This window comes from Roseovarius arcticus (assembly GCF_006125015.1).
Taxonomy (GTDB): Bacteria; Pseudomonadota; Alphaproteobacteria; order Rhodobacterales; family Rhodobacteraceae; genus Roseovarius; species Roseovarius arcticus.
The window spans coordinates 4,051,151-4,075,404 of the sequence record NZ_SZZN01000001.1 but is presented as its reverse complement, the minus strand read 5'-3'; the positions used below and the strand labels follow the sequence as shown (position 1 = coordinate 4,075,404).

The 24,254-nt window shown below is 57.9% G+C and carries 24 protein-coding genes and 1 pseudogene; 20 read left to right on the top strand and 5 right to left on the bottom strand.

The genetic code is table 11. The annotated features are described in order from the left end of the window. Positions 1-2: 2 nt before the first annotated feature. Positions 3-1,430, bottom strand: a complete 1,428-nt coding sequence (locus MK6180000_RS19495; protein ID WP_138936250.1) for a mechanosensitive ion channel family protein — start codon at positions 1,428-1,430, stop codon at positions 3-5. 415 nt (positions 1,431-1,845) lie between these two features. On the opposite strand from MK6180000_RS19495, the gene MK6180000_RS19490 reads away from it, so the two are divergent. Then, entirely contained in the window at positions 1,846-2,175 is a 330-nt protein-coding gene (locus MK6180000_RS19490; RefSeq protein WP_138936249.1) for an arsenate reductase family protein, read from the top strand. Between the two features lie 144 nt (positions 2,176-2,319). On the opposite strand, the gene MK6180000_RS19485 is transcribed toward MK6180000_RS19490, so the two are convergent. From MK6180000_RS19485 to MK6180000_RS19475, 4 genes and pseudogenes are all read right to left on the bottom strand, one after another. Then, positions 2,320-2,994, bottom strand: coding sequence for a type 1 glutamine amidotransferase domain-containing protein (locus tag MK6180000_RS19485; RefSeq protein ID WP_138936248.1), 675 nt, complete (start codon positions 2,992-2,994; stop codon positions 2,320-2,322). A 29-nt stretch (positions 2,995-3,023) separates the two neighbouring features. After that, positions 3,024-4,055 carry an NADP-dependent oxidoreductase gene (locus MK6180000_RS19480; RefSeq protein WP_138936247.1) on the bottom strand — a complete coding sequence of 344 codons (1,032 nt, stop codon included), beginning with the start codon at positions 4,053-4,055 and terminating at the stop codon, positions 3,024-3,026. Positions 4,056-4,156: 101 nt separating this feature from the next. Continuing rightward, positions 4,157-4,516: pseudogene (locus tag MK6180000_RS20790) on the bottom strand (VOC family protein); the annotation flags it as partial. A 387-nt stretch (positions 4,517-4,903) separates the two neighbouring features. After that, positions 4,904-5,701, bottom strand: a complete 798-nt coding sequence (locus MK6180000_RS19475) for an MBL fold metallo-hydrolase (protein ID WP_138936246.1) — start codon at positions 5,699-5,701, stop codon at positions 4,904-4,906. Between the two features lie 197 nt (positions 5,702-5,898). Here MK6180000_RS19475 and MK6180000_RS19470 point away from each other — a divergent pair, with 197 nt between their 5' ends. From MK6180000_RS19470 to metH, 19 genes are all read left to right on the top strand, one after another. Beyond that, positions 5,899-6,327, top strand: coding sequence for an RrF2 family transcriptional regulator (locus MK6180000_RS19470; RefSeq protein WP_138936245.1), 429 nt, complete (start codon positions 5,899-5,901; stop codon positions 6,325-6,327). Then, positions 6,327-7,964, top strand: a complete 1,638-nt coding sequence (ccoN, locus tag MK6180000_RS19465; RefSeq protein WP_138936244.1) for a cytochrome-c oxidase, cbb3-type subunit I — start codon at positions 6,327-6,329, stop codon at positions 7,962-7,964. The genes MK6180000_RS19470 and ccoN overlap by 1 nt, the downstream gene beginning before the upstream one ends. Positions 7,965-7,970: 6 nt before the next feature. After that, positions 7,971-8,699, top strand: a complete 729-nt coding sequence (gene ccoO / locus MK6180000_RS19460; protein ID WP_138936243.1) for a cytochrome-c oxidase, cbb3-type subunit II — start codon at positions 7,971-7,973, stop codon at positions 8,697-8,699. Then, positions 8,696-8,863 carry a cbb3-type cytochrome oxidase subunit 3 gene (locus MK6180000_RS19455; protein ID WP_138936242.1) on the top strand — a complete coding sequence of 56 codons (168 nt, stop codon included), beginning with the start codon at positions 8,696-8,698 and terminating at the stop codon, positions 8,861-8,863. Before ccoO ends, MK6180000_RS19455 begins: the two co-directional genes overlap by 4 nt. Further along, the gene (gene ccoP, locus MK6180000_RS19450) at positions 8,860-9,780 is read left to right on the top strand and encodes a cytochrome-c oxidase, cbb3-type subunit III (RefSeq protein WP_138936241.1); all 921 of its coding nucleotides are present in this window, start codon (positions 8,860-8,862) and stop codon (positions 9,778-9,780) included. Before MK6180000_RS19455 ends, ccoP begins: the two co-directional genes overlap by 4 nt. After that, complete coding sequence (locus MK6180000_RS20455) at positions 9,777-9,935, top strand: hypothetical protein (protein ID WP_171054699.1); 159 nt, start codon at positions 9,777-9,779, stop codon at positions 9,933-9,935. The genes ccoP and MK6180000_RS20455 overlap by 4 nt, the downstream gene beginning before the upstream one ends. A 73-nt stretch (positions 9,936-10,008) precedes the next feature. Beyond that, positions 10,009-10,743, top strand: a complete 735-nt coding sequence (locus MK6180000_RS19445) for a DUF2189 domain-containing protein (protein ID WP_246040581.1) — start codon at positions 10,009-10,011, stop codon at positions 10,741-10,743. Then, positions 10,740-10,940, top strand: coding sequence for a cbb3-type cytochrome oxidase assembly protein CcoS (ccoS, locus tag MK6180000_RS19440; protein ID WP_138936239.1), 201 nt, complete (start codon positions 10,740-10,742; stop codon positions 10,938-10,940). Before MK6180000_RS19445 ends, ccoS begins: the two co-directional genes overlap by 4 nt. Before the next feature lie 245 nt (positions 10,941-11,185). Beyond that, positions 11,186-11,887 carry a gluconate 2-dehydrogenase subunit 3 family protein gene (locus MK6180000_RS19435; RefSeq protein ID WP_138936238.1) on the top strand — a complete coding sequence of 234 codons (702 nt, stop codon included), beginning with the start codon at positions 11,186-11,188 and terminating at the stop codon, positions 11,885-11,887. Between the two features lie 3 nt (positions 11,888-11,890). Then, positions 11,891-13,660 carry a GMC family oxidoreductase gene (locus tag MK6180000_RS19430; RefSeq protein WP_138936237.1) on the top strand — a complete coding sequence of 590 codons (1,770 nt, stop codon included), beginning with the start codon at positions 11,891-11,893 and terminating at the stop codon, positions 13,658-13,660. Positions 13,661-13,675: 15 nt separating this feature from the next. Continuing rightward, positions 13,676-14,992, top strand: a complete 1,317-nt coding sequence (locus tag MK6180000_RS19425; RefSeq protein WP_246040631.1) for a cytochrome c — start codon at positions 13,676-13,678, stop codon at positions 14,990-14,992. Between the two features lie 357 nt (positions 14,993-15,349). Then, positions 15,350-16,108, top strand: coding sequence for an amino acid ABC transporter substrate-binding protein (locus MK6180000_RS19420; protein WP_138936235.1), 759 nt, complete (start codon positions 15,350-15,352; stop codon positions 16,106-16,108). 4 nt (positions 16,109-16,112) lie between these two features. Next, positions 16,113-16,787 carry an amino acid ABC transporter permease gene (locus tag MK6180000_RS19415; RefSeq protein WP_138936234.1) on the top strand — a complete coding sequence of 225 codons (675 nt, stop codon included), beginning with the start codon at positions 16,113-16,115 and terminating at the stop codon, positions 16,785-16,787. Then, positions 16,784-17,515: an amino acid ABC transporter ATP-binding protein gene (locus MK6180000_RS19410; protein WP_138936233.1), complete on the top strand. Its 732-nt coding sequence runs from the start codon at positions 16,784-16,786 to the stop codon at positions 17,513-17,515. The genes MK6180000_RS19415 and MK6180000_RS19410 overlap by 4 nt, the downstream gene beginning before the upstream one ends. Positions 17,516-18,122: 607 nt before the next feature. Beyond that, positions 18,123-18,383 carry an anti-sigma factor family protein gene (locus tag MK6180000_RS19405; protein WP_138936232.1) on the top strand — a complete coding sequence of 87 codons (261 nt, stop codon included), beginning with the start codon at positions 18,123-18,125 and terminating at the stop codon, positions 18,381-18,383. A gap of 32 nt (positions 18,384-18,415) precedes the next feature. Further along, positions 18,416-18,850, top strand: a complete 435-nt coding sequence (locus MK6180000_RS19400; protein WP_138936231.1) for a DUF6789 family protein — start codon at positions 18,416-18,418, stop codon at positions 18,848-18,850. 198 nt (positions 18,851-19,048) lie between these two features. Then, positions 19,049-20,128: a patatin-like phospholipase family protein gene (locus tag MK6180000_RS19395; protein ID WP_138936230.1), complete on the top strand. Its 1,080-nt coding sequence runs from the start codon at positions 19,049-19,051 to the stop codon at positions 20,126-20,128. A 344-nt stretch (positions 20,129-20,472) separates the two neighbouring features. Continuing rightward, the gene (locus MK6180000_RS19390; protein ID WP_138936229.1) at positions 20,473-21,516 is read left to right on the top strand and encodes a homocysteine S-methyltransferase family protein; all 1,044 of its coding nucleotides are present in this window, start codon (positions 20,473-20,475) and stop codon (positions 21,514-21,516) included. After that, the gene (metH, locus tag MK6180000_RS19385) at positions 21,513-24,227 is read left to right on the top strand and encodes a methionine synthase (RefSeq protein ID WP_138936228.1); all 2,715 of its coding nucleotides are present in this window, start codon (positions 21,513-21,515) and stop codon (positions 24,225-24,227) included. Before MK6180000_RS19390 ends, metH begins: the two co-directional genes overlap by 4 nt. Positions 24,228-24,254: the final 27 nt, after the last annotated feature.

Here is a 24,254-nt window from a genome sequence, read left to right as displayed (position 1 = left end):
CCCTAGTTTTTACCCGCGCCCTTACCACCCGTTGAGGCAAGCAGGTTTTCTCCAGCGCTCGGTGGATCGGCGGCATCAGCTTGCCGCTCCAAGTCGTCCACTTCGGAGGCAAGATCACCCTCACCGGATGTGGCATTTGCGGCGCCCCGGATCCTTGCAGCGGGTGTGGGCGCCTCTTGATCGCTGCTAGATGCCTTTGCGTGGCGGATCAGCACGCCGTTGGGAAATATAATCTCGCGCGAGGCGTCAGGCATAGAAATGCCTGCGTTTTGCAGCGCCTGCTTGACCTGCCTCATCAGCGCCGAGCGGACCTTGAATATCGAATAGGATTTCCCATCGAACCAGAATTGCACACGAATATCGACCGTCGAGGCGCCCAGTTCGTCGACCAGCGCGTTTGGCTCGGGATCGTCCAGCACAGCAGGATGCGCGCGCAATGCCTCAATGATGACCGCCTGTGCATCGGGCACCGAGTCGTCATACCCGATGCCAACAATGAATTCCGAGCGCCGGTTTGGATTGGTCGAAAAGTTCTCGATGATGCTTGTGAATACCAGCGCGTTTGGGATTTGCACATGGTTGCCATCCATTGTCATCAGGACTGTTGTACGCATATTCAGGCTTTGCACGATGCCCTGATGCCCGGCGACACGGATCCAGTCACCAGCGCGAAATGGATTTCGGACGCTGAGCAAAATACTGGCCAGCGAATTTTCCGCGATCTCGCGAAATGCGAGGCCAAGGATGATACCGACCAGACCGGTACCCCCCAGAACGGTGACGGCGAGACGCGTCAGCCCGGCAAGCTGAAGCACAAGGTACAATCCAATCAGAAGGACGGGTATCGACAGTACCCGCGCCACGAAATGAAGCAGCAGGGGCGATGGGATACGCGTGCGCAGCGAATGGCGCGCAAGGGCGGCCACGCCGCGCGACAGCATCCACGCCAGAAAGAGGATCAACAGCGAGACTATCGTCACCGGTGCAAACCATTTCGCGCGATCAGCCAGCCTGTCAATCTCGCGCCAAGTGGGGGCCAGATCCCAGCTGATCTGCGCGTCCACCTCTATTTGGTCGACAACGGCAACGACGCCTTCGGTGCGCAGGGCCAGCTGGCGGGCCCATTCCTTGCGCTCGTCTGTCTCGGCCTGCCCATCAAGGAAAACGATGCCCTCACGCACCGACACTTCCAGCGCGGTGAACCATTTGCTGGCCGACAATATCCGGCGCAGCCTGTCCTCGATCTCCGTATCGCGAACACTGGGGGCAACGGCCACCTCTTTTTGTGGATCGCTGGCCGTCTCATCGACAGATGTCGGTGCGGTCTGAGCGACCGCAGGTTCGGTTGCCGACATAACAGCGGCGGTGCAGAGGATCCCCGCACAGACGAGATGTCTGAATTTCTGAAAAAGCGGATACTTGGGCGTCATGGGCTACCTGTGCGTCGCGGCGCGGCGGGACATTCCGTTTGCGGCCATCTGCATAGTTTCAGCCGCAGCGCTGACGTGCAAGTAAGACTGGCCCTATAACGCGCAGGGACCGGCGTTGACTCTGAGGAAATTATGCAGGGCGGCGTAGACTGCTCTTTTGACGCACAGCCTCCATCGCGCAATATGGCCCCGTCAGCGGCGCCGCGACGATCCGGCCACCGTGGCAGATGCTTGGTTACTGCAGCGTTCCGGTGGGGGGGAACCCGCGGCCTGGCAGTTACGATCACGGTCAGCCGCAGACTGATATGACCTCTTCAGTTTAGGCATCTAACCGCGCCGATAGCAGGATCGGGCGTATTCGATTGCATTGGTCAATCTGGTGCGCGCAAAGTGCAACAAAATAGGAGGATGCGACATGATTATATACGGATTGAACACCTGCAGCATGTGCACGAAGGCACGCAAGGCGCTAGAGGCAGCGGGTAAGGACGTAACTATTCGCGATATCCGCGCCGACCCTTTAAGTGAGGCTGAATTGGCCGAATTGATCACTGAATTCGGGGACCGCTTGGTAGACCGGACGTCGAATGATTATCGCGGGCTTAACGACTGGCTCAAGAATTCCGAGGCCGAAGCGCAGATTTCGGCCAAGCCTAAGCTAATGGCCCGTCCAGTCATTCGAGACGGGGATGCCCTCTATTTAGGGTGGGATGTTGCAGTTCAGCAGGCGTTACTAGAGCGCTGATTGGCTCAGCCGACGCCCCAAACTATCGACAGTCTACACGACTTTGATGGATTGCAGTGATCAGAAAAATCACTCAACGCTAATGTTCCTATCCTTTCGCGGGGTCCGGGGTCGCCAGATATAGGCGACCCCGGACCCGTGATTTCAAAGCAACGCTAGCAGCTTGCGCGCAGCCTCTGCGGAGGATGCCGGATTCTGGCCTGTCACCAGCTTGCCGTCAGTCACTACGAACGATGCCCAATCGTCGCCCTTCTTATAGTCACCGCCATTCGCCTTCAGCATGTCCTCAACCAAGAACGGCACTACGTCTGTCAGGCCGACGCCTTCTTCTTCGGTGTTGGTAAAGCCGGTCACCGTCTTGCCGGACACCAGCGGCTGGCCGTCTGCGCCTTTGGGGTGTTTGAACACAGCAGGCGCATGACAGACTGCGCCGATGGGGCGGTCACTGGCCGCGAAGCTCTCGATCAGCTTTTTGCTGTCGCCATCTTCTGCGAGGTCCCAAAGGGGGCCATGACCGCCGGGATAGAATATCGCATCGAACCCGTCAGCAGAAACAGTGGACAGAACCTTGGTATTTGCCAAATCCTTCTGCGCGGCATCATCGCCCTTAAAGCGCTTGGTGTCGTCGGTCTGGGCATCATCCGTGTCGCTGGATGGATCAAGCGGTGGCTGACCACCCTTGGGCGACGCCAGCGTGACGTTTGCCCCGGCATCCTTGAACACGTAGTAGGGCGCCGCAAACTCTTCGAGCCAGAATCCGGTTTTGTTGCCAGTGTCGCCCAGCTTGTCGTGCGACGTCAGAACCATAAGAATATTCATTCGTTTATTACCTTTTTGTTCTTTTTATTTCAGGCGCTCAGCTTGATGACGCGTTTGCCAAAAGCTTCGCCCTTCAGCAGCCCAACAAACGCCGCAGGCGCCTGTTCCAAGCCGTCGATCATTTCCTCGCGATACTGGATCTTTCCTTGCGTCACCCAGTCGCCCATCTGCCTGGAAAACTCAGGGTAGAGATGGCCAAAATCATCAAATACGATGAAGCCGCGCATGGTCATCCGTTTGCGCAGGATTGTGCCCATCAGTAGGCTCAAACGGTCCGGGCCATCCGGCAGCGATGTGGCATTGTACTGCGAAATCAGGCCACAGACAGGGATCCGGGCGGAGGTGTTAAGCAAGGGCATGACCGCGTCAAAAACCGCACCGCCGACGTTCTCAAAGTAGATATCAATACCATCCGCAACGGCAGATTTCAGCGCCTTGGCAAAGCCGTCAGCTTTGTAGTCTACGCAGGCGTCAAAGCCCAAAGTATCGACGACATGAGCGCATTTTTCGGCCCCGCCAGCGATGCCAACCACCCGCAGGCCTAGGATCTTGCCGATCTGCCCCACTGTCGCGCCGACCGGGCCACTGGCGCCTGCAACGACCAGTGTTTCACCAGATTTCGGCTGGCCAATTTGTGTCAGGCCCGCCCAAGCGGTAAGCCCCGGCATTCCTAAAACGCCCAGCGCCCAAGAAGGGTTCTGGGGCTGTTTGCCCATGTTGATAACACCGGTGCCGTCCGACAGCGCGTAATCCTGCCAGCCGCCAAAGGCGACAACCCAGTCGCCCTGCTCAAAGCCGTCCACGTCCGAAGTCACAACCTGCGCTACTGTGCCGCCTACCATCACATCGCCGATCTGGACCGGCGCGGCGTAGGAGGGTGCGTCGCTCATCCGGCCGCGCATATAGGGGTCAAGAGAAAGATACTCGTTCCGCAGCAGCATTTGGCCTTTGCCCGGCTCGGGCAGTTCGCCGGTCTCAAGGCGCAGAGTGTTTTCGTTGGGTTCGCCCTTGGGACGTTCGGCCAGCACGAATTGGCGGTTTTGTGTTTTCGATTGGGTCATGAACGGGAGTCCTTTTTCTGGAACAGACTTACTGTCTGGTCCGATTTTTTGAGGTGCCACGTTCCGCCACATGCTGCGGTCTGCACTGCGAAATTGTGGGCTCAGCTGTAGGCACCAGCCGAATAGGTCAGTCTGTAGCTATGGCTACTAAGCTCGAATACAATGCCAACGGGATCTGCGACTTGGACCATCCGGTGGGGTTTATCTTGGGAATTTGCTCCCGCACGTGCGTCCGCTGCTTGCAACCTGCCGCGACAAGCTTGGCCAGCTGGCCTTCCTAGGTCGGGATACTGAATAGCGAAGTGAAACGTGCTGTGCTGGCAGAATTGTAGTTTGTCCTGCACGAAATCGAATAGCGCGAATCCAATGCAGTCAACCGCTGCCAGATGCGCGGTGCGCCGAAGTGCCCAGCCGGGGCCAAGGACGTCCGTGCACATTTGGCCGATGCCACTTTCGTCCTCATGATCTCGGCCGACCGCTGATCTCGCGGCAAGCCAATATCTTGGACCTGGCCCCCCGCCGGCGAAGCGGTTTTGGCCGGGGAACAGGCAAGGAGACGACGTTGCTTGAGGCCGTCCTTCGAGATGATCCCGCTGGAAGAGGTGGCCATTGCCCTCGTAAGACGCTTCGCATTGCTGCCTTATCCCTGGTCGGCGTGCTGAAAGGTCGGTTTGATCTGGGCTTCGCGACATACAAGCCGGACCGTCCGCGCCTAGAGGCTAAAGAAGGTCGAGCAAACTTGACCTGTTCAACCTGAAGAGGCCGCGCATTTGCGCCAGCCGTTTCGATCAAATGGCCAGCCTGATCCCCGCCAGTCTACCGACCGCTATAACCACTCTTGCGAGGCCTCAATCACCTGAACCTCCTCCCGCGCCCCCTGTCATTTTACCCGCAATCCACGTTTCGGGATCGCCAACGCGCAGCCCGCCGCTTGCGTATTCATCAAGTAGCGCGTGCATGCGAGCCTGTCCGAACGAGGCGAAATGCCCCGCATGCACTGTGCTTATAGGGAGTTCGCGCAAGCGGGCATGAGACTGCGATAGAACCTCAGCTTCGGAATGATAGAGATCGTCAATGAGGGCGCCGTCATAGATCACGTCACCACTGAAGAGGATGCCGGTCGCCTTTTCATACAGCGCGATAGATCCGGGCGAATGCCCAGGCAGGTGAAATACGTGAAATATCCGGTCGCCCAAATCGACGATATCGCCTTCATCCAACAGTTGCGTCAGAGGGGCCGGTTTCACCTCATATGTCTCATGCGAAAACCCCTTCCACGGCAGCATGGCAAAGGTTTCTGCCCGCACATAACCACTATCGGCCACTGTGTTTGTTGCTGTAGGAGCTGCGATAATCTGTGCCTCGTTGGCATGGCCGCAGCGGTCTGCGAACTCATGCATACCGCCCGCATGATCAAAATGGCTGTGGGTCATGATCGCGGTGATAGGGCGTTCTGATAATTGCGCGATCTCTTTGATCATCGGGCGCAGGCCCATGCCAGTGTCAATGATCAGATCACGGTCCCGTCCTTTGACATGCCAGATGTTGCAGCGCAGCCAATTGGCGACGTGAATTTCGTGGATGTGCGTGATGCCGTCATCCAGCTGGCGCGCTTTGAACCAGTCCTTTGCGATCAAGTCCGTCACGTCGGCGCGCTCCTCTTGGTTAGCATCTGCGGTTAGGCTAGTACCGATCCGTCCAGTGATCCAGACGTTAGCTCAAACACCCCAAACGGTCGCTCTAAGCAACAGAAACGAGCATAGTTTATGACCAGTTTCAGTTTGCATGCGCGCAATCCCATGTTAATGTGCAAAAAAAATACCAATTAAATGGGGAGTGGTGGATGCGTTTTACCTCCTTCACGGATTTTGGATTTCGGATGCTGATGCGAATGGCCAGTGCGCCTGAGCGCGGATTTTCGACGGCAGAACTGGCGGATGAATTTGACCTGTCGCGTCATCACCTTGCCAAAATCATGCAGAAACTGGCCGCGGGCGGAATCGTAGTGACCCGTCGGGGAAGCGGTGGCGGTGCGACGCTGGCGCGCGATCCTTCCGAGATCAGCCTTGGGCAGGTGGCGCGCATTCTCGAAGAGGGACAGGTGCTAGTTGAATGCTTCTCCGCCGATGGCGGCCAATGCACAATAGACGGGCACTGCAGGCTCAAGGCACGGCTGCGCTCTGCCGAAGCTGCCTTCTTTGCCGATTTTGATCGGTCGACCTTGGCCGACATTGCACTTGCGCCATCGGCGCGCCTTAAAGGGGCAGCATAATGACGGCAGCCGGAACACTTAGTAGCGCCGAACGTCAGGTCGCTTTTACCCTATCGATTGCGCTGGCGATCTTGGGCTTCCTCATGGCGGCGTCTGCCGGGGGCGGGGTCATGGCAGTGCATGGCGCGATGGCGATGATACTGGGGATGTTTCTGATTTTTCGTGTCGGCGGCTCGTTCTATGACGCCGCGCCGGGCGCAGAGCGGCATGACCGCTATTTTGACGGACCGACGCGTTTTGGTATCGTGATGACGCTGATCTGGGCAATCTTCGCGATGGCGGTTGGCGTTTGGGTCTCCGCGCTACTTTATTGGCCCGAAGCTACGCCTGCGCTGCCATGGACCAGCTTCGGACGGTTGCGGCCCGTCCATACGACCGGAATCATTTTTGGATTTGGCGGCAATGCCCTGATCGCGACGTCGTTTTACGTGCTTCAACGCACCGCCCGGACCCGGATGGCAGATGCGATCAGCCCGTGGTTTGTGATCATAGGTTTTAACCTGTTCTGTCTGTGGGCGGTCAGCGGCTATTTGATGGGCAGCACTCAGTCCAAGGAATACGCCGAGGCTGAATGGTATGCCGATCTGTGGCTGGTCATCGTTTGGGTCGTCTATTTCGTCGTCTATATCCGCACACTCGCCCGGCGGCACGAGGCGCACATCTACGTTGCGAATTGGTATTATCTGGCGTTCATCTTGGTCGTGGCGATGCTGCATATCGTCAACAATCTCGCGATACCGGTGCGCTGGAATGCGGCAGACAGCTTTACCATTTGGGCCGGCGTTCAAGATGCTATGATTCAGTGGTGGTACGGGCACAACGCCGTCGCGTTCTTCTTGACTTCGGGCTTTCTGGGGATGCTCTACTATTATCTGCCCGTCAGATCGGGTCGCCCCATCTGGTCTTATCGGCTGTCTATCCTCAGCTTCTGGGGGATCGTGTTTTTCTACATCTGGGTGGGCTCGCACCATCTTCACTACACTGCCCTGCCCTACTGGGTGCAAACCCTCGGCATGACATTTTCGGTGATGTTGCTGGTGCCATCCTGGGCGTCTGCGGGCAACGCCATCGCGACGCTTAACGGCGCGTGGCACAAGGTGCGCGATGATGCGACGCTTCGATTTATGTTCGTGGCGGCGGTTTTCTACGGGCTGTCTACCTTTGAGGGCTCGTTTCTGGCGATCCGGCCCGTGAATTCGCTGAGCCACTACACTGATTGGACGGTGGGCCATGTGCATTCCGGCACGCTGGGCTGGGTTGCGATGATCATTTTCGGTGCGATCTACACCATGGTCCCCCAGTTATCGGGGCGCGAAACTATGGCGTGGCCGCGTGCGATTGAGTGGCACTTCTGGCTCGCTGTCGGTGGCACCCTCGTCTACGTCGTTGCGATGTGGAACGCTGGTATCACCCAAGGCCTGATGTGGCGTGCCTATGATGAGAACGGCGCGCTGTCCTATAGCTTTGTCGAATCCGTGCAGGCGATGGCGCCCTATTATTTGATCCGTACCATCGGTGGCGGGATGTTCCTGACAGGTGCAGTGATTTGCGCGCTGAATTGCCGTGCAACGTTCCGCACTGCGACCGACATGCTAGAGCCGCGCGATGTGCCCCTCAGACCGCTGCCGGCGGAGTAAGAAAATATGCTGAGACTTCATTACAATCTGGAAAAGATGTCGATGGGCCTGGTGGTCGGCATCATTGTCGCCGCATCTATAGGGGGTATTGTCGAAATCGCGCCGCTCTTTACCATCGACGAAACAGTAGAGATTCCCGATGATATGCGCCCGCATACCCCACTGGAGCTGGCCGGGCGCGAAATCTATATTCGCGAGGGATGCTATGCCTGCCACAGCCAGATGGTGCGTAGCCTCGCGGATGAGCTGGACCGTTACGGCCCCTACTCACTGGCCGCCGAGAGCGCGTATGATCATCCGATGCTCTGGGGCTCCAAACGGACGGGGCCCGATCTGGCGCGTTTGGGAGAGAAGTATTCTGACGATTGGCACAGTCAGCACCTGATCGATCCGCGTAGCGTTGTGCCCGCCTCGATCATGCCAGCTTATCCTTGGCTAACGCGGGCGCTCGACACCGAACTTCTGAGCGATCAATTGGCAACATTGGCGCGACTGGGCGTGCCATATGGCCCCGAGATGGTCGAGGCGGCGATCGCCGATGCCATTGGGCAAAGCCAGCCCGAAACCGACGCAGGTGATGCGGTTCGCGAAAGATATGGCGAGGGTGTTGCGGTGCGTGCTTTTGACGGCAACCCCTCACAACTGACAGAAATGGATGCGGTCGTAGCCTATCTTCAATCGCTTGGCACGCTGACCAACGCGGCCTACGGCCTTTTGCCAGGGGGTGCGCAATGAGCCACGAAACATTCGTCCTCATCGCCAAGATCTTTGGCCCGATCTGGATGATGGGCTTTTTGCTGATTGTCGCAATCCGCGCCTACAATCCCAAGCGCCGCGCCGAACAAGAGAGGATGGCAAACTCTATCCTGCCAGATCAGGCCGGGGAGGATCGCAAATGACAGATGATCCACGCCTCAATCCGCAGGACGACGAAGAAATTGATCCGCACACAGGCCACCGCGAGGTCGATCCCGTCACCGGATACGACACGACCGGACATGACTGGAACGGCATCCGCGAGTTGAACACCCCCTTTCCCAAGATCGCGCTCTGGGCGCTGGCTTTAACCGTCGTCTATTCGATCATCGCCTGGGTACTGCTGCCCGCTTGGCCGACAGGGCAAAATTACACGCGCGGTCTGCTGGGTCTGGATCAGGGCGAAATGGCCGTTGAGCGGTATCAGGCCATCAGCGCGGATCGCAACAATTGGTTAGCAAAATTCGAAACAGGCGACTTCGCAACGCTACAGGCTGACGATACGTTGATGCTACCGGCCATGGTCGCCGCAGATCGCCTGTTTCAGGACAATTGCGCGGCTTGTCACGGTAGCGACGGGGGCGGTGGACCCAATTTTCCGGCACTGAACGATAATTACTGGCTATGGGGCGGCGACCCGGAAACGATAGCGGAAACTTTGCATGTTGGTATAAACAGCCTCAATGAAGACGCCCGTTTTGCGCAGATGCCCGCCTTTGACTATCTGGAGCGTGGCGAGCGTATCGCGCTGACAGATTATGTCACCGCGATGCCTCAGGGCACGGCAGACCCTGATGGAGCGGGCGCGACCCTCTTTGCCGATAACTGCAGCTCGTGCCACGCCGAAAATGGCGGCGGCGGAATGATGAATGGGGCGCCATCGCTGATCGATCACGCAGTCATCTATGGTCAGGATCGCGCGAGCGTATCAGCCACGCTACGCAACGGACGGCAAGGCGTGATGCCTGCATGGTCAGGCCGCCTGACGACCGCCGAGATAAACTTGCTTGCCCTTTATGTCGCGAACCTGCCCCAGCGCGCAGTGGAGGGTCAAAAATGAGCGGCACGACACAACGCAGATTGGCCATCACAGGCGCGCTTGTGGCAACGGGCATATTCATTGCCGCTAACGCGCATCTGATCACGGTCGCCGTACGTTCGCAGCCTGATTGCACGTTGTCCGCACAAGCCAACGCTGCAAAACCCGCCTGTTGAAAGGTCTGATATGCTGGAACCTCTCCCAACGCTCCGCGCCCCTGATAGACCGGCGTCTACCCTTGGACGGTCCTTGCCCGCTAACGCAGCCTTAGGCTGGCTATCGGCTGGCTGGAGTGACTTCCGCGCCGGTCCCGCATCAAGCATAGCCTACGGCGTTTTCCTCGTCCTTTTGTCATACGCCATTCTCTGGGGGCTCTATTCAGCGGGACTTCTGTACCTTGCACTGCCAACGATTTCGGGGTTTCTGATAGTGGGGCCGTTTTTTGCCATCGGCCTATACGAGAAAAGCCGCGCGCTGGAGCAGGGCGAGACGATCAGCTTGTGGCGGATGCTATGGGTGCGGCGTGTACCGTTCAGTCAGTTGGCCTTTGCCGGACTGATGCTCGGGATACTCGTACTGTTCTGGATCCGCATTGCCGACCTGCTGTATGCGCTATTCTTCGGCCTTACGCCGTTTCCGGGTGCTGAGGATGCGTTCGTTAACGTGCTCACCACCGTACGGGGCTGGATGCTGATCCTGGTTGGAAGCGCTGTCGGCGGGCTTTTCGCGGCGTTTGCCTTTGCGCTCAGTCTGTTTTCTATACCTATGATTATGGCCGAACGCCGCGACGCGCTGACCTCTCTTGGCCTCAGCTTTGCGATGACCAACCAGAACTTGCGGGTGGCGCTGGCGTGGGGGGCGATCGTCGCAGGCGGGTTGGCGTTCAGCGTCGTGACAGGACTGTTAGGGTTGGCGATCGTCTTTCCCGTACTGGGTCACGGAACCTGGCACGCCTACAAATCCATCCGGAGATTTGCTGAATGAGCCTTTTGGTCCTCATTCCCTTGTCTATCGGTATGGGTATGGTGGGCTTGTGCGCGTTCATCTGGGCGCTGCGCCACGATCAATTCGAAGATTTGACAGGCAATGCTGAGCGCGTTTTGATCCCTGATCAGCATTTCAATGACACTGAACCTTTCAACGAAGGTACGAATGCGGACCATGTTAAACCGGACGTTTGACTGAACTCAGAGAAGCGCGGTTGATAATGCTCGACGGGATCCGGGAAAATCCATTACGCTTATTCTACGAAGGGGCAGAACGGTTCCTTCACGATCGTTAACATTTTAAGGAACCAATACGCGGCTCTACAACTTTAGGTAGGGTATGGTCTTTGCCAACAGCAATTCCGCCTTTGCTAAATCTGCGAATTTTGCCTAGTTCAAAGTGTTGCGTTCCCGCGTCCGAGCCAGAGGAGAGCTTCGCAATGTCCACCCGTGATTTCAAGGCCACAAGGCGGCAATTCATGCAGGGCGGCGCGGCGGGCGCCGCACTGTCCACTTTTGCACGCCCCCTGACCGCCCAAGAGCAAGCAGTGCCGCTGGATAAGTACGAGGCTGAGTATTTCGAAGATGCCGAGTGGGCATTCGTGATGGCCGCGACGGCGCGATTGATCCCATCAGACGGCGATGGCCCCGGCGCAATCGATGCGCGTGTGCCAGTCTTTATCGACCGGCAAATGGCGGGCGAGTTCGGACAGGCCGCGACCTGGTACATGGAAGGTCCGCACGACGCGGGCGCCAATCCAAATTTCGGCTACCAATCACCGCTGACCCCCGCCGAAGTCTATCGGGGCGGCATCAAAGCGTTCGACACCTGGTGCCAGAACGAGCTTGGCGGTGCTTTTGTCGATCTAGATGCGGACAATCAGGACGCCGCGCTGACGGCGCTTGATAGCGGCGACGTGCCGCTTGATCCCGAGTTGCGCGATTTTTTCGACTTGCTGCTGCAAAACACCAAAGAAGGGTACTTTGCCGATCCCCGCTATGGTGGCAATCACGGTATGGCGGCGTGGGTCTATATCGGTTTTCCCGGTGCGCGGGCGAATTTTCTGGAATGGACCGACCCGTCCAAGGACAACGTGCCCTATCCGCTAGGTCCGGTTTCCATCGCTGGCGAGAGGGCTTGAACCATGGCAAGAGAAGAAAAACGCAGGGATGTCGTTATCGTCGGGTTGGGCTGGACAGGCTCGATCCTGGGGATGGAGCTGACCAGCGAAGGCTTGGACGTGCTGGCGCTTGAGCGCGGCGGCGATCGCGATACGGTGCCCGACTTTCAATATCCTGACGTCGCGGACGAGCTGAAATACGGCGTCCGCTACGGCTTCATGCAAAAGCCCAAGAATTCGACGCTGACAGTACGTCACAATACGGATGAGACGGCCCTGCCCTACCGGCACCTCGGCTCTTTCTTGCCCGGCGACGGCGTGGGCGGCGCGGGCATCCATTGGAACGGTCATACATGGCGCCCGATGAAAGAGGAGCTGCGCCTGAAATCATATGTCGAGGAAGAGTTCGGCGCAGACATCATACCGGACGATATGACCATTCAGGACTGGGGCGTCACCTATGAGGAGCTGGAGCCATACTTTGATCGTTTCGAGTATATGTGCGGTATTTCCGGTCAGGCAGGCAACATCAATGGCAAGGTGATTGAAGGCGGTAATCCGTTCGAGGCACCCCGCGCACGCGATTTTCCGATGCCGCCGCTGGCCCAAACCCTGAACGGCCGTATGTTCAAGGAAGCCGCGGAAAAGATGGGGCTGCACCCCTTTCCCCGCCCCGCCGCAAACGCGTCTGAAGCCTATGTAAATGAATATGGGATGCAGCTGGGCCCCTGCAATTACTGCGGCTTTTGCGAGCGCTTCGGGTGCCTCAACTACTCTAAATCCTCGCCGCAAACGTGCATTCTGGACGCGCTGAAACGGCGCGACAACTTCTCCTATCGCACCCATTGCGAGGTGCTGAAGGTCGAAAAATCCGAGGATGGCAAGACCGCAACCGGCGTCACCTATTGGGACGAAGAGGCCGGTGAGGAAGTGTTCCAGCCCGCCGATCTGGTGATCCTTGCCGCCTACCAATTGCACAATGTGCATCTGATGTTGCTATCGGATCTGGGCGAGCCATACGATCCAGCGACTGGTGAGGGCGTGACCGGCAAAAATTACGCGTATCAAATGACCGGCGGTACGTCGCTTTTCTTTGAGGACATCAATTTTAATCCCTTTGTCGGGGCGGGGTCGAACGGCTATTGCATCGACGATTATGCGATCAATCAGATCGATTTTGCTGCCGAAGGGTTTATCGGCGGCAGTTATATCAGCGCAGCACAATATAACGGCCAGCCCATTCGATCGATGCGCCTGCCCGGCGACGTACCAAAGTGGGGCGCAGGCTGGAAAACGGGGATCAAGGACTGGTATGGCCACTCCATGTCCATTGGCAGCCACGGCTCTAACATGTCCTACCGTGACTGCTATCTTGCCCTTGATCCAACCTACAAGGATCAGCATGGCCGCCCGTTGATGCAACTTACCTTCGACTGGAAAGATAATGACATCCGCATGACCCAGTTCATGCGCCGCCAGATTGAGCCGATTGCGGAGTCTATGAACCCGACCTCTTGGGCATCTGGCTACAAGAAAGAGGGCGCGCAATACGATGTGCGGCCCTACCAAACCACGCATAATGTCGGCGGCACGATCATGGGCGATGATCCAAAATCGTCGGTCCTGAACCGCTATCTGCAATGCTGGGACACGCATAACGTCTTTGCCATGGGCGCGGGCGCCTTTCCGCAGAACATCCAATACAACCCCACTGGCGCCGTCGGCGCGCTGGCATATTGGGCGGCCGACGCGATCCGCAAGGACTACCTGCCTAACCCCCGTCCGCTGGTTTGAGGAGATGATGCCGTGATGATCTTTTTGCGTATTCTCACTGCGCTCGTTCTTGTTGGCATTCTTGCGTTAGTGGCTTTCATCTTTGTCCCGGTACAGATCACACCGGCGCAAACCGCGCTGGCAGACGACTACGTAGTGCCTGAGGGACAGGCTGAATACGCCATGTATCTGGGCGATTGCGCCGCCTGTCATACCGCTGAAGATGGCGAGCGTTTCGCAGGCGGGCGCGCGATCGAAAGTCCGATGGGCACAATCTATTCGTCCAACATTACGCCAGATTCCGGCACAGGCATCGGAGATGTCACGCTCGATCAGTTTCGCGCAGCGCTTTACGACGGGATCGGCAAAGACGGCGCGCATCTCTACCCTGCCATGCCCTCGGCGAATTATCGCAAGCTGAGCGAAAAGGATGTACGCGCGCTCTACACCTACTTCATGGACGATGTAGCGCCCGTCGCCAATGACGTGCGAGAGGCCGAAATGACGTTTCCCTTTGATCAGCGTTGGGGCATTCGCGCGTGGAAATGGCTGGCATACGAGCCTCCCGGATTTTTCGGCGAATATGATGACGCCCAGTTGGATCGAGGCGCATATCTGGTTGAGGGGCCGGGCCATTGCGGCGCTTGCCACACCCAGCGAAATGCCTTGTTCGTGCAGGACGGATACACTGCGCGCGATGCCACATTCCTCGGCGGTGGTGAGATCGCAGGCTGGCAGGCACCCGATCTGCGCGGACCGCAAAGCGCACCGCAGATGTGGAGCGCCGAAGAGTTGACCAAATGGCTACGCAGCGGTCGCAATGCCCACACCGGCGTCACTGGCGAGATGCAGTTGGTGGTCGGCGAATCCCTGCAACACTTCACCGATGACGATATCGGCGCCGTCGTCGCTTATCTGCGCAAGATCGGCACCGATGGCCCTGCGCCCGATACCCCGCCAGCACAATCCGACGAGATCACCGAGACTGAGCGCCTGCTGGCATCTGCCGATCCCAAGATGGACCTCGGCGCGCGCCTTTATCTCGACAATTGCAACGCCTGTCATTTCGTAAACGGACGCGGCGCCGACGAGGTCTTTCCCGAACTTGATGGAAATTCTCTGGTCACGGCCAAGGGCGCGACGGGCCTGATGACAGTGATCCTGCAAGGGGCCGAGCTGCCGTCGACCGAAACGCGCCCTATGCGCCTGCGCATGCCCGGATTTGCAGATCGTCTGTCGGATGACGAGGTCGCGACGCTCGCTAGCTTTGTCCGCAGTGCGTGGGGCAATACCGCAAGTGCCGTCGAGCCGGGCGCGGTGGCCGATCTGCGTCAGGAGCTGACGGCAAAATGATCCCGGGGAAAGCTGAGAGGTGGCTCGATTGAGCGCCTCGGTAGTTTGGCGCCACTTCATAGGATACTGCGGCCTAAGCTCCGGCGAGACTACTTCGCACGGAGGCACGTCTCGTTCATGCCTCTTTGTGTCGTTGCCATAAAACAAGCTCATCAACGGCATGGCGCATTCTCGACCGTCACTTACATTTGCGATCAAGCCCTTGAGCCACCCAAACGTTATTCTGCCCTAACCGCCAATACCAGAACAACATTCTGCCCGGCAAATCCACTTTGCCCATGTTGGACCTTTCGCACCCGGGCGCGTTGTAGGTGCATGGCAAGGTGTTAAGTCCGCAGCGAATGATTGGAGACTGATATGAAACAGCTACTCGCAACAGCAGCCCTGGCGCTGACCCTTACCGTGCCGTTGGGCGCTGCCCAGGCTGAGACGTGGAATGTCGGCATGTCAGGCGGCTACTTCCCCTTCACCTTCGTCAAATTGGACGAACTTCAGGGTTTTGAGGTGGACTTCATCAATGCGCTCGCCGCTGAGACAGGAAATGACGCAAATTTCGTCACCATGTCCTTCTCCGGGCTGATTGGTGCGCTGGAATCGGGCCGTATCGATACCGTCGCCAACCAGATCACCATCACGCCCGAACGCGAGGCAAAATTCGCATTTTCACAGCCCTATGTCTTTGACGGCGCGCAGGTGGTCGTCAAGAAGGGCAATGAGGCAACAATCCAAACCACCGAGGATCTCAGCGGCAAAACCGTCGCCGTTAACCTTGGCTCAAACTTCGAAGAGTTGCTGAATGGTTTGCCTAACGCAGGCGAGATCGAGATTAAGACCTACGAGAGTAACATCGCGCAGGATACCGCGCTGGGACGCGTCGATGCGTTTGTCATGGACCGCGTTTCGTCGGCTCAACTGATCCAAGAAAGCCCTCTACCGCTGGCATTAGCTGGCAAGCCCTTTAGCCAGATCCGCAACGCGCTGCCTTTCCGCGATACGGACGAGGGTCGCGCCCTGCGCGATCAGATTGATGCCGCGATTACTACGCTGAGGGAAAATGGAACGCTGGCTAAGATTTCGCAGAAATGGTTTGGCTCAGACATAACCACGGCGGAATGACCTGATGCGCGCGCTCGACGTTGAGTACATGCTGGACCTTTTGCCCGTGCTTTTAGGCTACGTGCCGCTAACGCTGTTCATGGCCGTGGTGGGGATGGCCTGTGGGCTGATCCTTGCCGCGCTCATGGCGGTTGAGCGGGTAGCCAAGGTGCCGGTGCTCGACATTTTCGTGCGCCTTTTTATCAGCTTCTTTCGCGGCACGCCGCTGCTTGTGCAGCTTTTTCTGTTCTACTTCGGCCTGCCGCAAATGCTGTCTTTTCTTACCACCATCAATGGTGTGACGGCGACGATCATGGGCCTCACACTGCATTTCTCGGCCTATATGGCCGAGAGCATTCGCGCTGCGATTTTGGGCGTTGACCGTGCCCAGTGGGAGGCGAGCCGCGCCGTAGGCATGACGCAGGCACAAATGATGCGGCGTATCATCCTGCCGCAGGCGTCGCGCGTGGCCGCACCGACACTGATCAACTACTTTATCGACATGGTCAAAAGCACGTCGCTCGCCTTTACGCTCGGCGTGACCGAACTGATGGGCGCCGCGCAAAAAGAGGCGGCGGGCAGCTTTCTTTATTTCGAGGCATTTCTTGTCGTTGCCGCGATCTATTGGGCGATGGTCGAGACGCTATCGTGGGGTCAGCGGCGGCTTGAGACATACCTGAACAAGGCACATGCGCGATGATCTCAATTCAACATCTCAACAAGAGCTTTGGCGATACGCCGGTTCTTCTGGACATATCGCTAGACATTGCTCCGGGCGAGCGAGTGGTGGTGATCGGCCCCTCTGGCACCGGAAAGTCCACGCTGCTGCGCTGCCTGAACTTTCTTGACCAGCCCGATAGCGGGACAATCGCCATTGGTGATTTGTCAGTTGATGCCGCCCGCGCATCCAAGGCCGACATCTTGGGCCTCCGTCGGCGCACTGGATTTGTCTTTCAGAATTATGCCCTCTTTGCCAACAAAACTGCGCGCCAGAACATCACTGAGGCGCTGGTGACGGTCAAGGGTATGAGCCGCGCTGACGCGGACGCGCGCGCGAGCAGCATCCTGCGCGAAACGGGGCTTGAGGCGCGCGCGGATGCGTATCCCGCATCTCTTTCGGGCGGACAACAACAGCGTGTAGGCATCGGGCGCGCCATGGCGCTGGATGCCGAACTGTTGCTCTTTGACGAGCCGACCAGCGCCCTAGATCCTGAATGGGTAGGCGAGGTTCTGGACCTTATGCGCAAGCTGGCTGAGACGCGCCAGACCATGCTGATCGTCACCCACGAAATGCAATTCGCGCGCGAGATAGCTGATCGCATCCTCTTTATGGACGGCGGGCGCATCGTCGAGGAAGGCCCCCCCGCACAGCTCCTGGATGCACCAAGCGATCCTCGCACCAAGGAATTTCTGCGGCGTGTGAGCTAGCAATTGGGTGACCACCGAACCTGGCAGCGCCTGCGCGCGATGGTCGATCAACGAAACTTAGATGAATTGAGCCTCAGTTCTGTGGCAGACGCAAAGACGATCACGGCGGTGTCCACCTCTCGGCAGATTGCGTAACAAGGTGTTTAGTATTGGTGGATACCAATTGGGTACACGTCAAATGCCCGCGCAGGTTCAGATCCACGCCGCAATTTTCCGCGGGCTAATAGCAGGCGAGCGTGGCGAGTTTGAAAGGCAATGCTCCCTTGCGGGGTGGGTATTCACGATCTTGTCGAACAGGGCCAGGACCCGTGCCAAGCGCGATGGTCGCGATGTGTCGATTTATTCTTCGGTTAACGACGATGTTGACAGCACCTTTGTTGCGCGAGGGCGCTGGAAGGACATGAGGTCTGCGAGATTCTCGAAATTACCGAGGGCAATATGCGCATTCTGCTACGTCGCGCGCGCCATACCCTGAGGCGCGCGGTCGGCGAAATCGCACGCTGATGTTCCGGCATTTAGCAGTCACGAAATTTATTTCATAAAATTCTGTAACGAAATGCTGTCACAATAGTCCTCTAGTCATAAGGCACGACAACGGACGAAAATAATGCTGACCTGCCGCGATCTTGCCGAACAAGCTGATGCTTTTCTCGACGGAGAGATGAGCCTTGCAAAGAGGTTGCAGGTTCGCCTGCATATGTCGATGTGCAACGGCTGTGCGCGGTTCATGAAACAGATGAGGATAACGCGAAGCCTGATCACGGCTGAAGGTTGCTGTGCAGGCGCGGGAGTAGAGGACAAAACGGTCGACACCCAGATCGACAGCATCCTTGACGTGTTTGAAAACAGGAAACAGTCCAGAGGCTGACATGCCTCCGGCGATTTTATAGGACCAACAAAATGACAAATCTCAAGAATGGCTTTGTGGCCGGTTTCGCAGCAACCGCTGTGCTGTCTGTGCTGATGGTGATCAAGGGCATGATGGGCGTGATGCCCGAGCTTGATGTGGCAGCGATGATCGCCACGATGATGGGTGCTTCGATTGTTGTGGGCTGGATCGTCCATTTCATGATCGGAACGCTGGCATGGGGCGGTGGTTTCGCCGTGCTCTATGATATGATCCCGGGCACCAGCGCCGTTATGAAGGGTATTGTATTCGGCATTGCCGCGTGGCTGGGCATGATGATCGTGGTCATGCCAATGGCGGGCGCGGGCTTCTTTGGCATGAATTTCGGAGTGATGGCGCCGGTCATGACGCTGGTGCTGCATATCATCTTTGGGGCCGTCCTTGGGAAGGTCTACGCCGCCATGCCCGCAACTGGGCAAACCGCCTGACGCGCACCAGTCGCGCCATCACCTGAATGAGGCCCCATGAAAGCTATGGGGCGAGCACGCCGCAGGCTTTTCTAACCTTTCGGCGGTGATCTTTAACATCCCTTCGAAAAAGGGCGAGAGGGGGCTCTCATACCATTCTACGGCTCCCGCCGCCGGGAGATTGCCGATGGATAGCCGGCCCACTTCTGGAGATTAACCATGCAAGCTGTAAGCAATACCCCAAAACCGCCCAAACCAGCCAAGAACCGCAAACGCATCAATCTGGCGCTGCAAGGGGGCGGTGCTCACGGTGCGTTCACTTGGGGTGTGCTGGACTTTATTCTGGAAGATGGCCGACTGGAGATTGACGCCATTTCCGGCACCTCGGCTGGTGCAATGAACGCCGTGGCGCTGGCCGATGGCTATACGGCAGGTGGTGCCGACGGCGCGCGCGAAAAGCTGGAGGGGTTTTGGCGCACAATGTCTGACGCCGCAGAGAACAGCCCGATCAAGCGTGCACCAATCGACGTGTTGATGGGAAATTGGAGTCTTGATCGGTCCTGGGGCTTTCACGCGCTGGACGCAATGTCGCGAATTTTTTCGCCCTACCAGCTGAACCCGATGAACATGAATCCGCTGCGCGATGTGCTCGAAGATTGTGTGGATTTTTCCTGTGTCCGAAGCTGCCACAAGATAAAGCTGTATATTTCCGCCACCAATGTCGAAACAGGCAAGGTCAAGGTTTTCGACAGCCGCCATCTCACCTCCGATATGGTGATGGCCTCGGCCTGTCTTCCAAACGTCTATCAGGCGGTTGTGATCGACGGCGTGCCCTATTGGGATGGCGGCTATATTGGCAACCCGGCGCTTTTCCCGTTCCATTCCGGCAGCGACACGTCCGATATAATCGTTGTCCAGATCAACCCTGTCGAGCGCAAGGGTATCCCCCGCACTCCGCAAGAAATCCAGAACCGTGTAAATGAAATTGCCTTCAATTCCAGCCTGCTCAAGGAGTTGCGTGCAATCGATTTCGTGGCTCGCCTGATCGACGAAGGTAAGCTGGACGAGGCACAGTACCGCCGCGAACGCATCCACATCATCGGCAATCAGGACGCGCTGATCCCTTTTGGGGCATCCTCCAAGATGAATGCCGAATGGGCGTTCCTGACACATTTGCGCGATTTGGGGCGCGAGACGGCGCAAGCTTGGCTCGCCGAGCATTTTGACGATGTCGGACAGCGGTCAACGGTGAATCTTCGCGAAATGTTCATGGGAGTTGGCCCGCAACATCAGGGTTGAGCCTTTGGTTGGTGTATGCTGCCACGATGGGAAATAACTTGATGGGGCCTCTGGTGTCGCCGCCGAAGTCCCGACATCGCGGCGCGGGCATGCCTTGCAGTCCTTCGCGAAAAGCGCAGGCTAAGTGTAGCAGAACCTTTGCCGCGATAGCGCAAAACGAAGATCTGTCCCGATTTGAGCTATGACATCAATCCCGCGCAAACCTGCCTTCTGATCGAAAGGCCCACAGCCGATCGGTAATCAACCTATGAAGTGAACCTCATAATCATTCTGAACATTATGAATTCGCCTAAACCACTCAAACCAAATATCCTTGCGTTTCGCCCGAAACGTTAGGAACGCACATGACCGCCTCCCCCCGATCTATTGCCGACACCCTTGCCGCGCTGGCGCAGCAGAGGATCCTGATACTGGATGGCGCAATGGGAACGCAGATCCAGAGTCTTAAGCTGGGCGAGGAAGACTATGCCGGGCGCGGGTCCGGCCATGTGTGCCGCCACCACACCGACCACCCGCAAAAGGGCAACAACGACCTGCTGATCCTGACGCAACCGGAGGCGCTGGAGGAAATCCATTTCGACTTTGCCATCGCGGGCGCGGACATTGTTGAAACTAACACATTCTCCGCGACCACCATTGCCCAAGCTGATTATGGGCTGCAGGCCGCGGTGCACGATCTGAATGAACAAGGCGCGCGGATCGTGCGCCGCGCGCTGGACCGCGCCACCGCGATCGATGGCAAACAGCGCTTTGTGGCCGGTGCAGTTGGGCCGACGAACCGGACCGCATCACTCTCCCCAGATGTCAGCGATCCGGGCTATCGCGCGGTCACGTTCGACGATTTGCGCACCGCCTATGGCCAGCAGATTCGCGGCCTGATTGCAGGCGGCGCAGACGTGATCATGATCGAGACGATCTTTGACACGCTGAACGCAAAGGCCGCGATATTTGCATGTTTCGAGGCGTTCGAGGAACACGGGCAACGCCTGCCGATCATGATTTCTGGCACCATCACCGATGCGTCGGGTCGCACGCTGTCGGGCCAGACGCCAACCGCGTTCTGGCATTCCATCAAGCACGCACGCCCCTTTACTGTCGGGCTGAATTGCGCGTTGGGCGCGGCAGCGATGCGCCCGCATATGGCCGAGCTTGCAGGCGTGGTTAATACGTTTACCTGCGCCTACCCCAACGCCGGCCTGCCCAATGCTTTTGGCCTCTATGATGAGGGACCGGACGACACGGCGCGCCAGCTAGCCGGATTCGCCAAGGAGGGCTTGGTGAACGTGGTGGGCGGCTGCTGCGGCACCACCCCCGATCACATCCGCGCCATCGCGGAGGCGGTAGCGCCGTTTGCCCCGCGCCAAATTCTATTGGAGCAAGCAGCATGACCCGCCATCTACGCCTTTCGGGCCTCGAGCCGTTTGTTTTGACCCCTGACATCCCGTTCGTGAACGTGGGCGAGCGTACGAATGTCACCGGCTCGGCTAAATTCCGCAAACTGATTACCAATCGGGATTACACCGCTGCCTTGGCCGTCGCGTTGGATCAGGTCGAAAACGGCGCGCAAATCATCGACATCAACATGGACGAGGGGCTGATTGACTCAAAGGCCGCGATGGTGGATTTTCTAAATCTCGTTGCCTCCGAACCTGATATCGCCCGCGTGCCCGTGATGATCGACAGCTCAAAATGGGAGGTGATCGAGGCGGGCCTGAAATGCGTTCAGGGCAAATCCATCGTGAACTCCATCAGCATGAAAGAGGGCGAGGACGCTTTTCGCCACCACGCGCGCCTGTGCCTGGCCTATGGCGCGGCCGTCGTGGTGATGGCCTTTGACGAACAAGGCCAGGCCGATACCTGCGCGCGCAAGACCGAAATCTGCGCCCGCGCCTACCGCATTTTGGTGGACGAGGTCGGCTTTCCACCCGAGGATATCATCTTTGACCCTAACGTCTTTGCCGTAGCGACAGGAATTGAGGAGCATAACAATTACGGCGTCGATTTCATCGAGGCGACCCGCTGGATCCGCAAAAACCTGCCGCATGCCCACGTCTCGGGCGGGGTATCAAACCTGTCGTTTTCCTTTCGCGGGAACGAGCGTGTGCGCGAGGCGATGCACGCCGTTTTCCTCTACCACGCCATTCAGGCGGGCATGGATATGGGTATCGTCAACGCAGGCCAGTTGGTGGTCTACGACCAGATTGACCCCGATCTGCGCGAGAGGTGCGAGGACGTCGTGCTAAACCGCCGCGAAGACGCAACTGAGCGGATGCTAGAGATCGCCGAACGCTTTCGCGGTGGCACACGCGAGGAAAAGGTGCGCGATCTGGCGTGGCGCGAATGGTCTGTGGAAAAGCGGCTGGAACATGCGCTGGTCAACGGCATCACCGAATTTATAGATGCCGATACCGAAGAGGCGCGGCAGGCAGCCCAGCGCCCCTTGCACGTGATTGAGGGCCCGCTGATGGCAGGGATGAATGTCGTCGGCGATCTGTTCGGCGCAGGCAAAATGTTCCTTCCGCAGGTGGTGAAATCCGCACGCGTAATGAAGCAGGCTGTCGCGATCCTGCTGCCGTTCATGGAAGAAGAAAAGCGCCTGAACGGCGGCGAGGGACGCCAATCTGCCGGAAAAATCCTGATGGCGACCGTCAAAGGCGACGTACATGATATCGGCAAGAACATCGTGGGCGTCGTGCTGGCCTGCAACAATTATGAGATCATCGACCTTGGCGTCATGGTCCCGCCACAGAAAATCCTCGAAACCGCGCGCGCGGAAAATGTGGATATCATCGGGCTGTCCGGCCTGATCACGCCCAGCCTAGACGAGATGGCGCATATGGCCTCCGAAATGGAGCGGGAAGGCTTTGAGATACCCCTGTTGATCGGCGGGGCGACCACATCCAAAGTGCATACGGCGGTAAAGATCGCGCCGCGCTATAGCAAAAGTCAGGCTGTCTATGTCCTTGATGCCAGCCGCGCCGTCGGGGTTGTTAGCAAGCTTTTGAACCCGGACGCTAAAGTTGCTTATCTTAAAGGCATTCGGGACGAATACGTCACCGTGACAGAGCGACATGAGAGGTCGGAACGCGCGAAGGAGCGTGTGCCACTTGCTACTGCGCAGGCAAATGCGATGAAAATCGACTGGTCCGGCTATAGCGTCCCGGCGCCTACCTTCACCGGATCACGGGTAATAGATGATTGGGATCTGGCCCAGATCGCCCGCTACATCGACTGGACGCCGTTCTTTCGCACATGGGAGTTGAAGGGCGTATATCCAAAAATCCTCAAAGACCAGCGCCAAGGAGAGGCGGCGCGCGCCCTGTTCGCCGACGCCCAAGCCATGCTGCAACAGATCATCGACGAAAAATGGTTCGGCCCGCGCGCTGTGGTCGGCTTTTGGCCTGCCAATTCGGTGGGCGACGACATTCAGCTATTTTCCGGTGGCGACCGCACGGACAAGCTGGCCACGCTGCACACGCTGCGCCAGCAGCACGCCAAGCGGCCCGGACGGCCCAATCTGGCCTTAGCTGATTTCGTCGCCCCCGAAGGCACGGCCGATTACGTTGGCGGCTTTGTGGTGACAGCAGGGCCAGAGGAGGCAACGATCGCCAAAGACTTTGAGCGTGCAAACGACAGCTACTCGTCCATTTTGGTCAAGGCGTTGGCCGACCGTTTTGCCGAAGCGATGGCGGAAATGTTGCATCAACGCGTCCGGCGCGAGCTTTGGCCATATGCACCCGGCGAAACGTTCGCCCCGGACGAGTTAATCGGCGAGCCATATCAAGGCATCCGCCCCGCGCCCGGTTATCCGGCCCAGCCCGACCACACCGAAAAGCTGACGCTGTTCAGGCTTCTGGACGCAGAGGCAGCGACAGGCGTGGAACTGACCGAAAGTATGGCGATGTGGCCGGGATCATCAGTATCCGGGCTCTATATCGCCCATCCGGACGCTTATTATTTCGGCGTGGCCAAGGTCGAGCGGGATCAGGTGCAGGATTACGCAAACCGCAAGGGAATGGATTTCGTTGACGCGGAACGCTGGCTCGCTCCAATCCTGAACTACATTCCCAATCCCGTGTCAGCGTTGGCTGCTGAATAATCTATCTAGGGGCGGCCAAGGGTCACT

Bases quoted from the DNA above. Each gene is read 5' to 3' on its own strand.
- MK6180000_RS19495 (WP_138936250.1), bottom strand. From the start codon at position 1,430: ATGACGCCCAAGTATCCGCTTTTTCAGAAATTCAGACATCTCGTCTGT.
- MK6180000_RS19490 (WP_138936249.1), top strand. From the start codon at position 1,846: ATGATTATATACGGATTGAACACCTGCAGCATGTGCACGAAGGCACGC.
- MK6180000_RS19485 (WP_138936248.1), bottom strand. From the start codon at position 2,994: ATGAATATTCTTATGGTTCTGACGTCGCACGACAAGCTGGGCGACACT.
- MK6180000_RS19480 (WP_138936247.1), bottom strand. From the start codon at position 4,055: ATGACCCAATCGAAAACACAAAACCGCCAATTCGTGCTGGCCGAACGT.
- MK6180000_RS19470 (WP_138936245.1), top strand. From the start codon at position 5,899: ATGCGTTTTACCTCCTTCACGGATTTTGGATTTCGGATGCTGATGCGA.
- ccoN (WP_138936244.1), top strand. From the start codon at position 6,327: ATGACGGCAGCCGGAACACTTAGTAGCGCCGAACGTCAGGTCGCTTTT.
- ccoO (WP_138936243.1), top strand. From the start codon at position 7,971: ATGCTGAGACTTCATTACAATCTGGAAAAGATGTCGATGGGCCTGGTG.
- MK6180000_RS19455 (WP_138936242.1), top strand. From the start codon at position 8,696: ATGAGCCACGAAACATTCGTCCTCATCGCCAAGATCTTTGGCCCGATC.
- ccoP (WP_138936241.1), top strand. From the start codon at position 8,860: ATGACAGATGATCCACGCCTCAATCCGCAGGACGACGAAGAAATTGAT.
- MK6180000_RS20455 (WP_171054699.1), top strand. From the start codon at position 9,777: ATGAGCGGCACGACACAACGCAGATTGGCCATCACAGGCGCGCTTGTG.
- ccoS (WP_138936239.1), top strand. From the start codon at position 10,740: ATGAGCCTTTTGGTCCTCATTCCCTTGTCTATCGGTATGGGTATGGTG.
- MK6180000_RS19435 (WP_138936238.1), top strand. From the start codon at position 11,186: ATGTCCACCCGTGATTTCAAGGCCACAAGGCGGCAATTCATGCAGGGC.
- MK6180000_RS19430 (WP_138936237.1), top strand. From the start codon at position 11,891: ATGGCAAGAGAAGAAAAACGCAGGGATGTCGTTATCGTCGGGTTGGGC.
- MK6180000_RS19425 (WP_246040631.1), top strand. From the start codon at position 13,676: ATGATCTTTTTGCGTATTCTCACTGCGCTCGTTCTTGTTGGCATTCTT.
- MK6180000_RS19420 (WP_138936235.1), top strand. From the start codon at position 15,350: ATGAAACAGCTACTCGCAACAGCAGCCCTGGCGCTGACCCTTACCGTG.
- MK6180000_RS19415 (WP_138936234.1), top strand. From the start codon at position 16,113: ATGCGCGCGCTCGACGTTGAGTACATGCTGGACCTTTTGCCCGTGCTT.
- MK6180000_RS19410 (WP_138936233.1), top strand. From the start codon at position 16,784: ATGATCTCAATTCAACATCTCAACAAGAGCTTTGGCGATACGCCGGTT.
- MK6180000_RS19405 (WP_138936232.1), top strand. From the start codon at position 18,123: ATGCTGACCTGCCGCGATCTTGCCGAACAAGCTGATGCTTTTCTCGAC.
- MK6180000_RS19400 (WP_138936231.1), top strand. From the start codon at position 18,416: ATGACAAATCTCAAGAATGGCTTTGTGGCCGGTTTCGCAGCAACCGCT.
- MK6180000_RS19395 (WP_138936230.1), top strand. From the start codon at position 19,049: ATGCAAGCTGTAAGCAATACCCCAAAACCGCCCAAACCAGCCAAGAAC.
- MK6180000_RS19390 (WP_138936229.1), top strand. From the start codon at position 20,473: ATGACCGCCTCCCCCCGATCTATTGCCGACACCCTTGCCGCGCTGGCG.
- metH (WP_138936228.1), top strand. From the start codon at position 21,513: ATGACCCGCCATCTACGCCTTTCGGGCCTCGAGCCGTTTGTTTTGACC.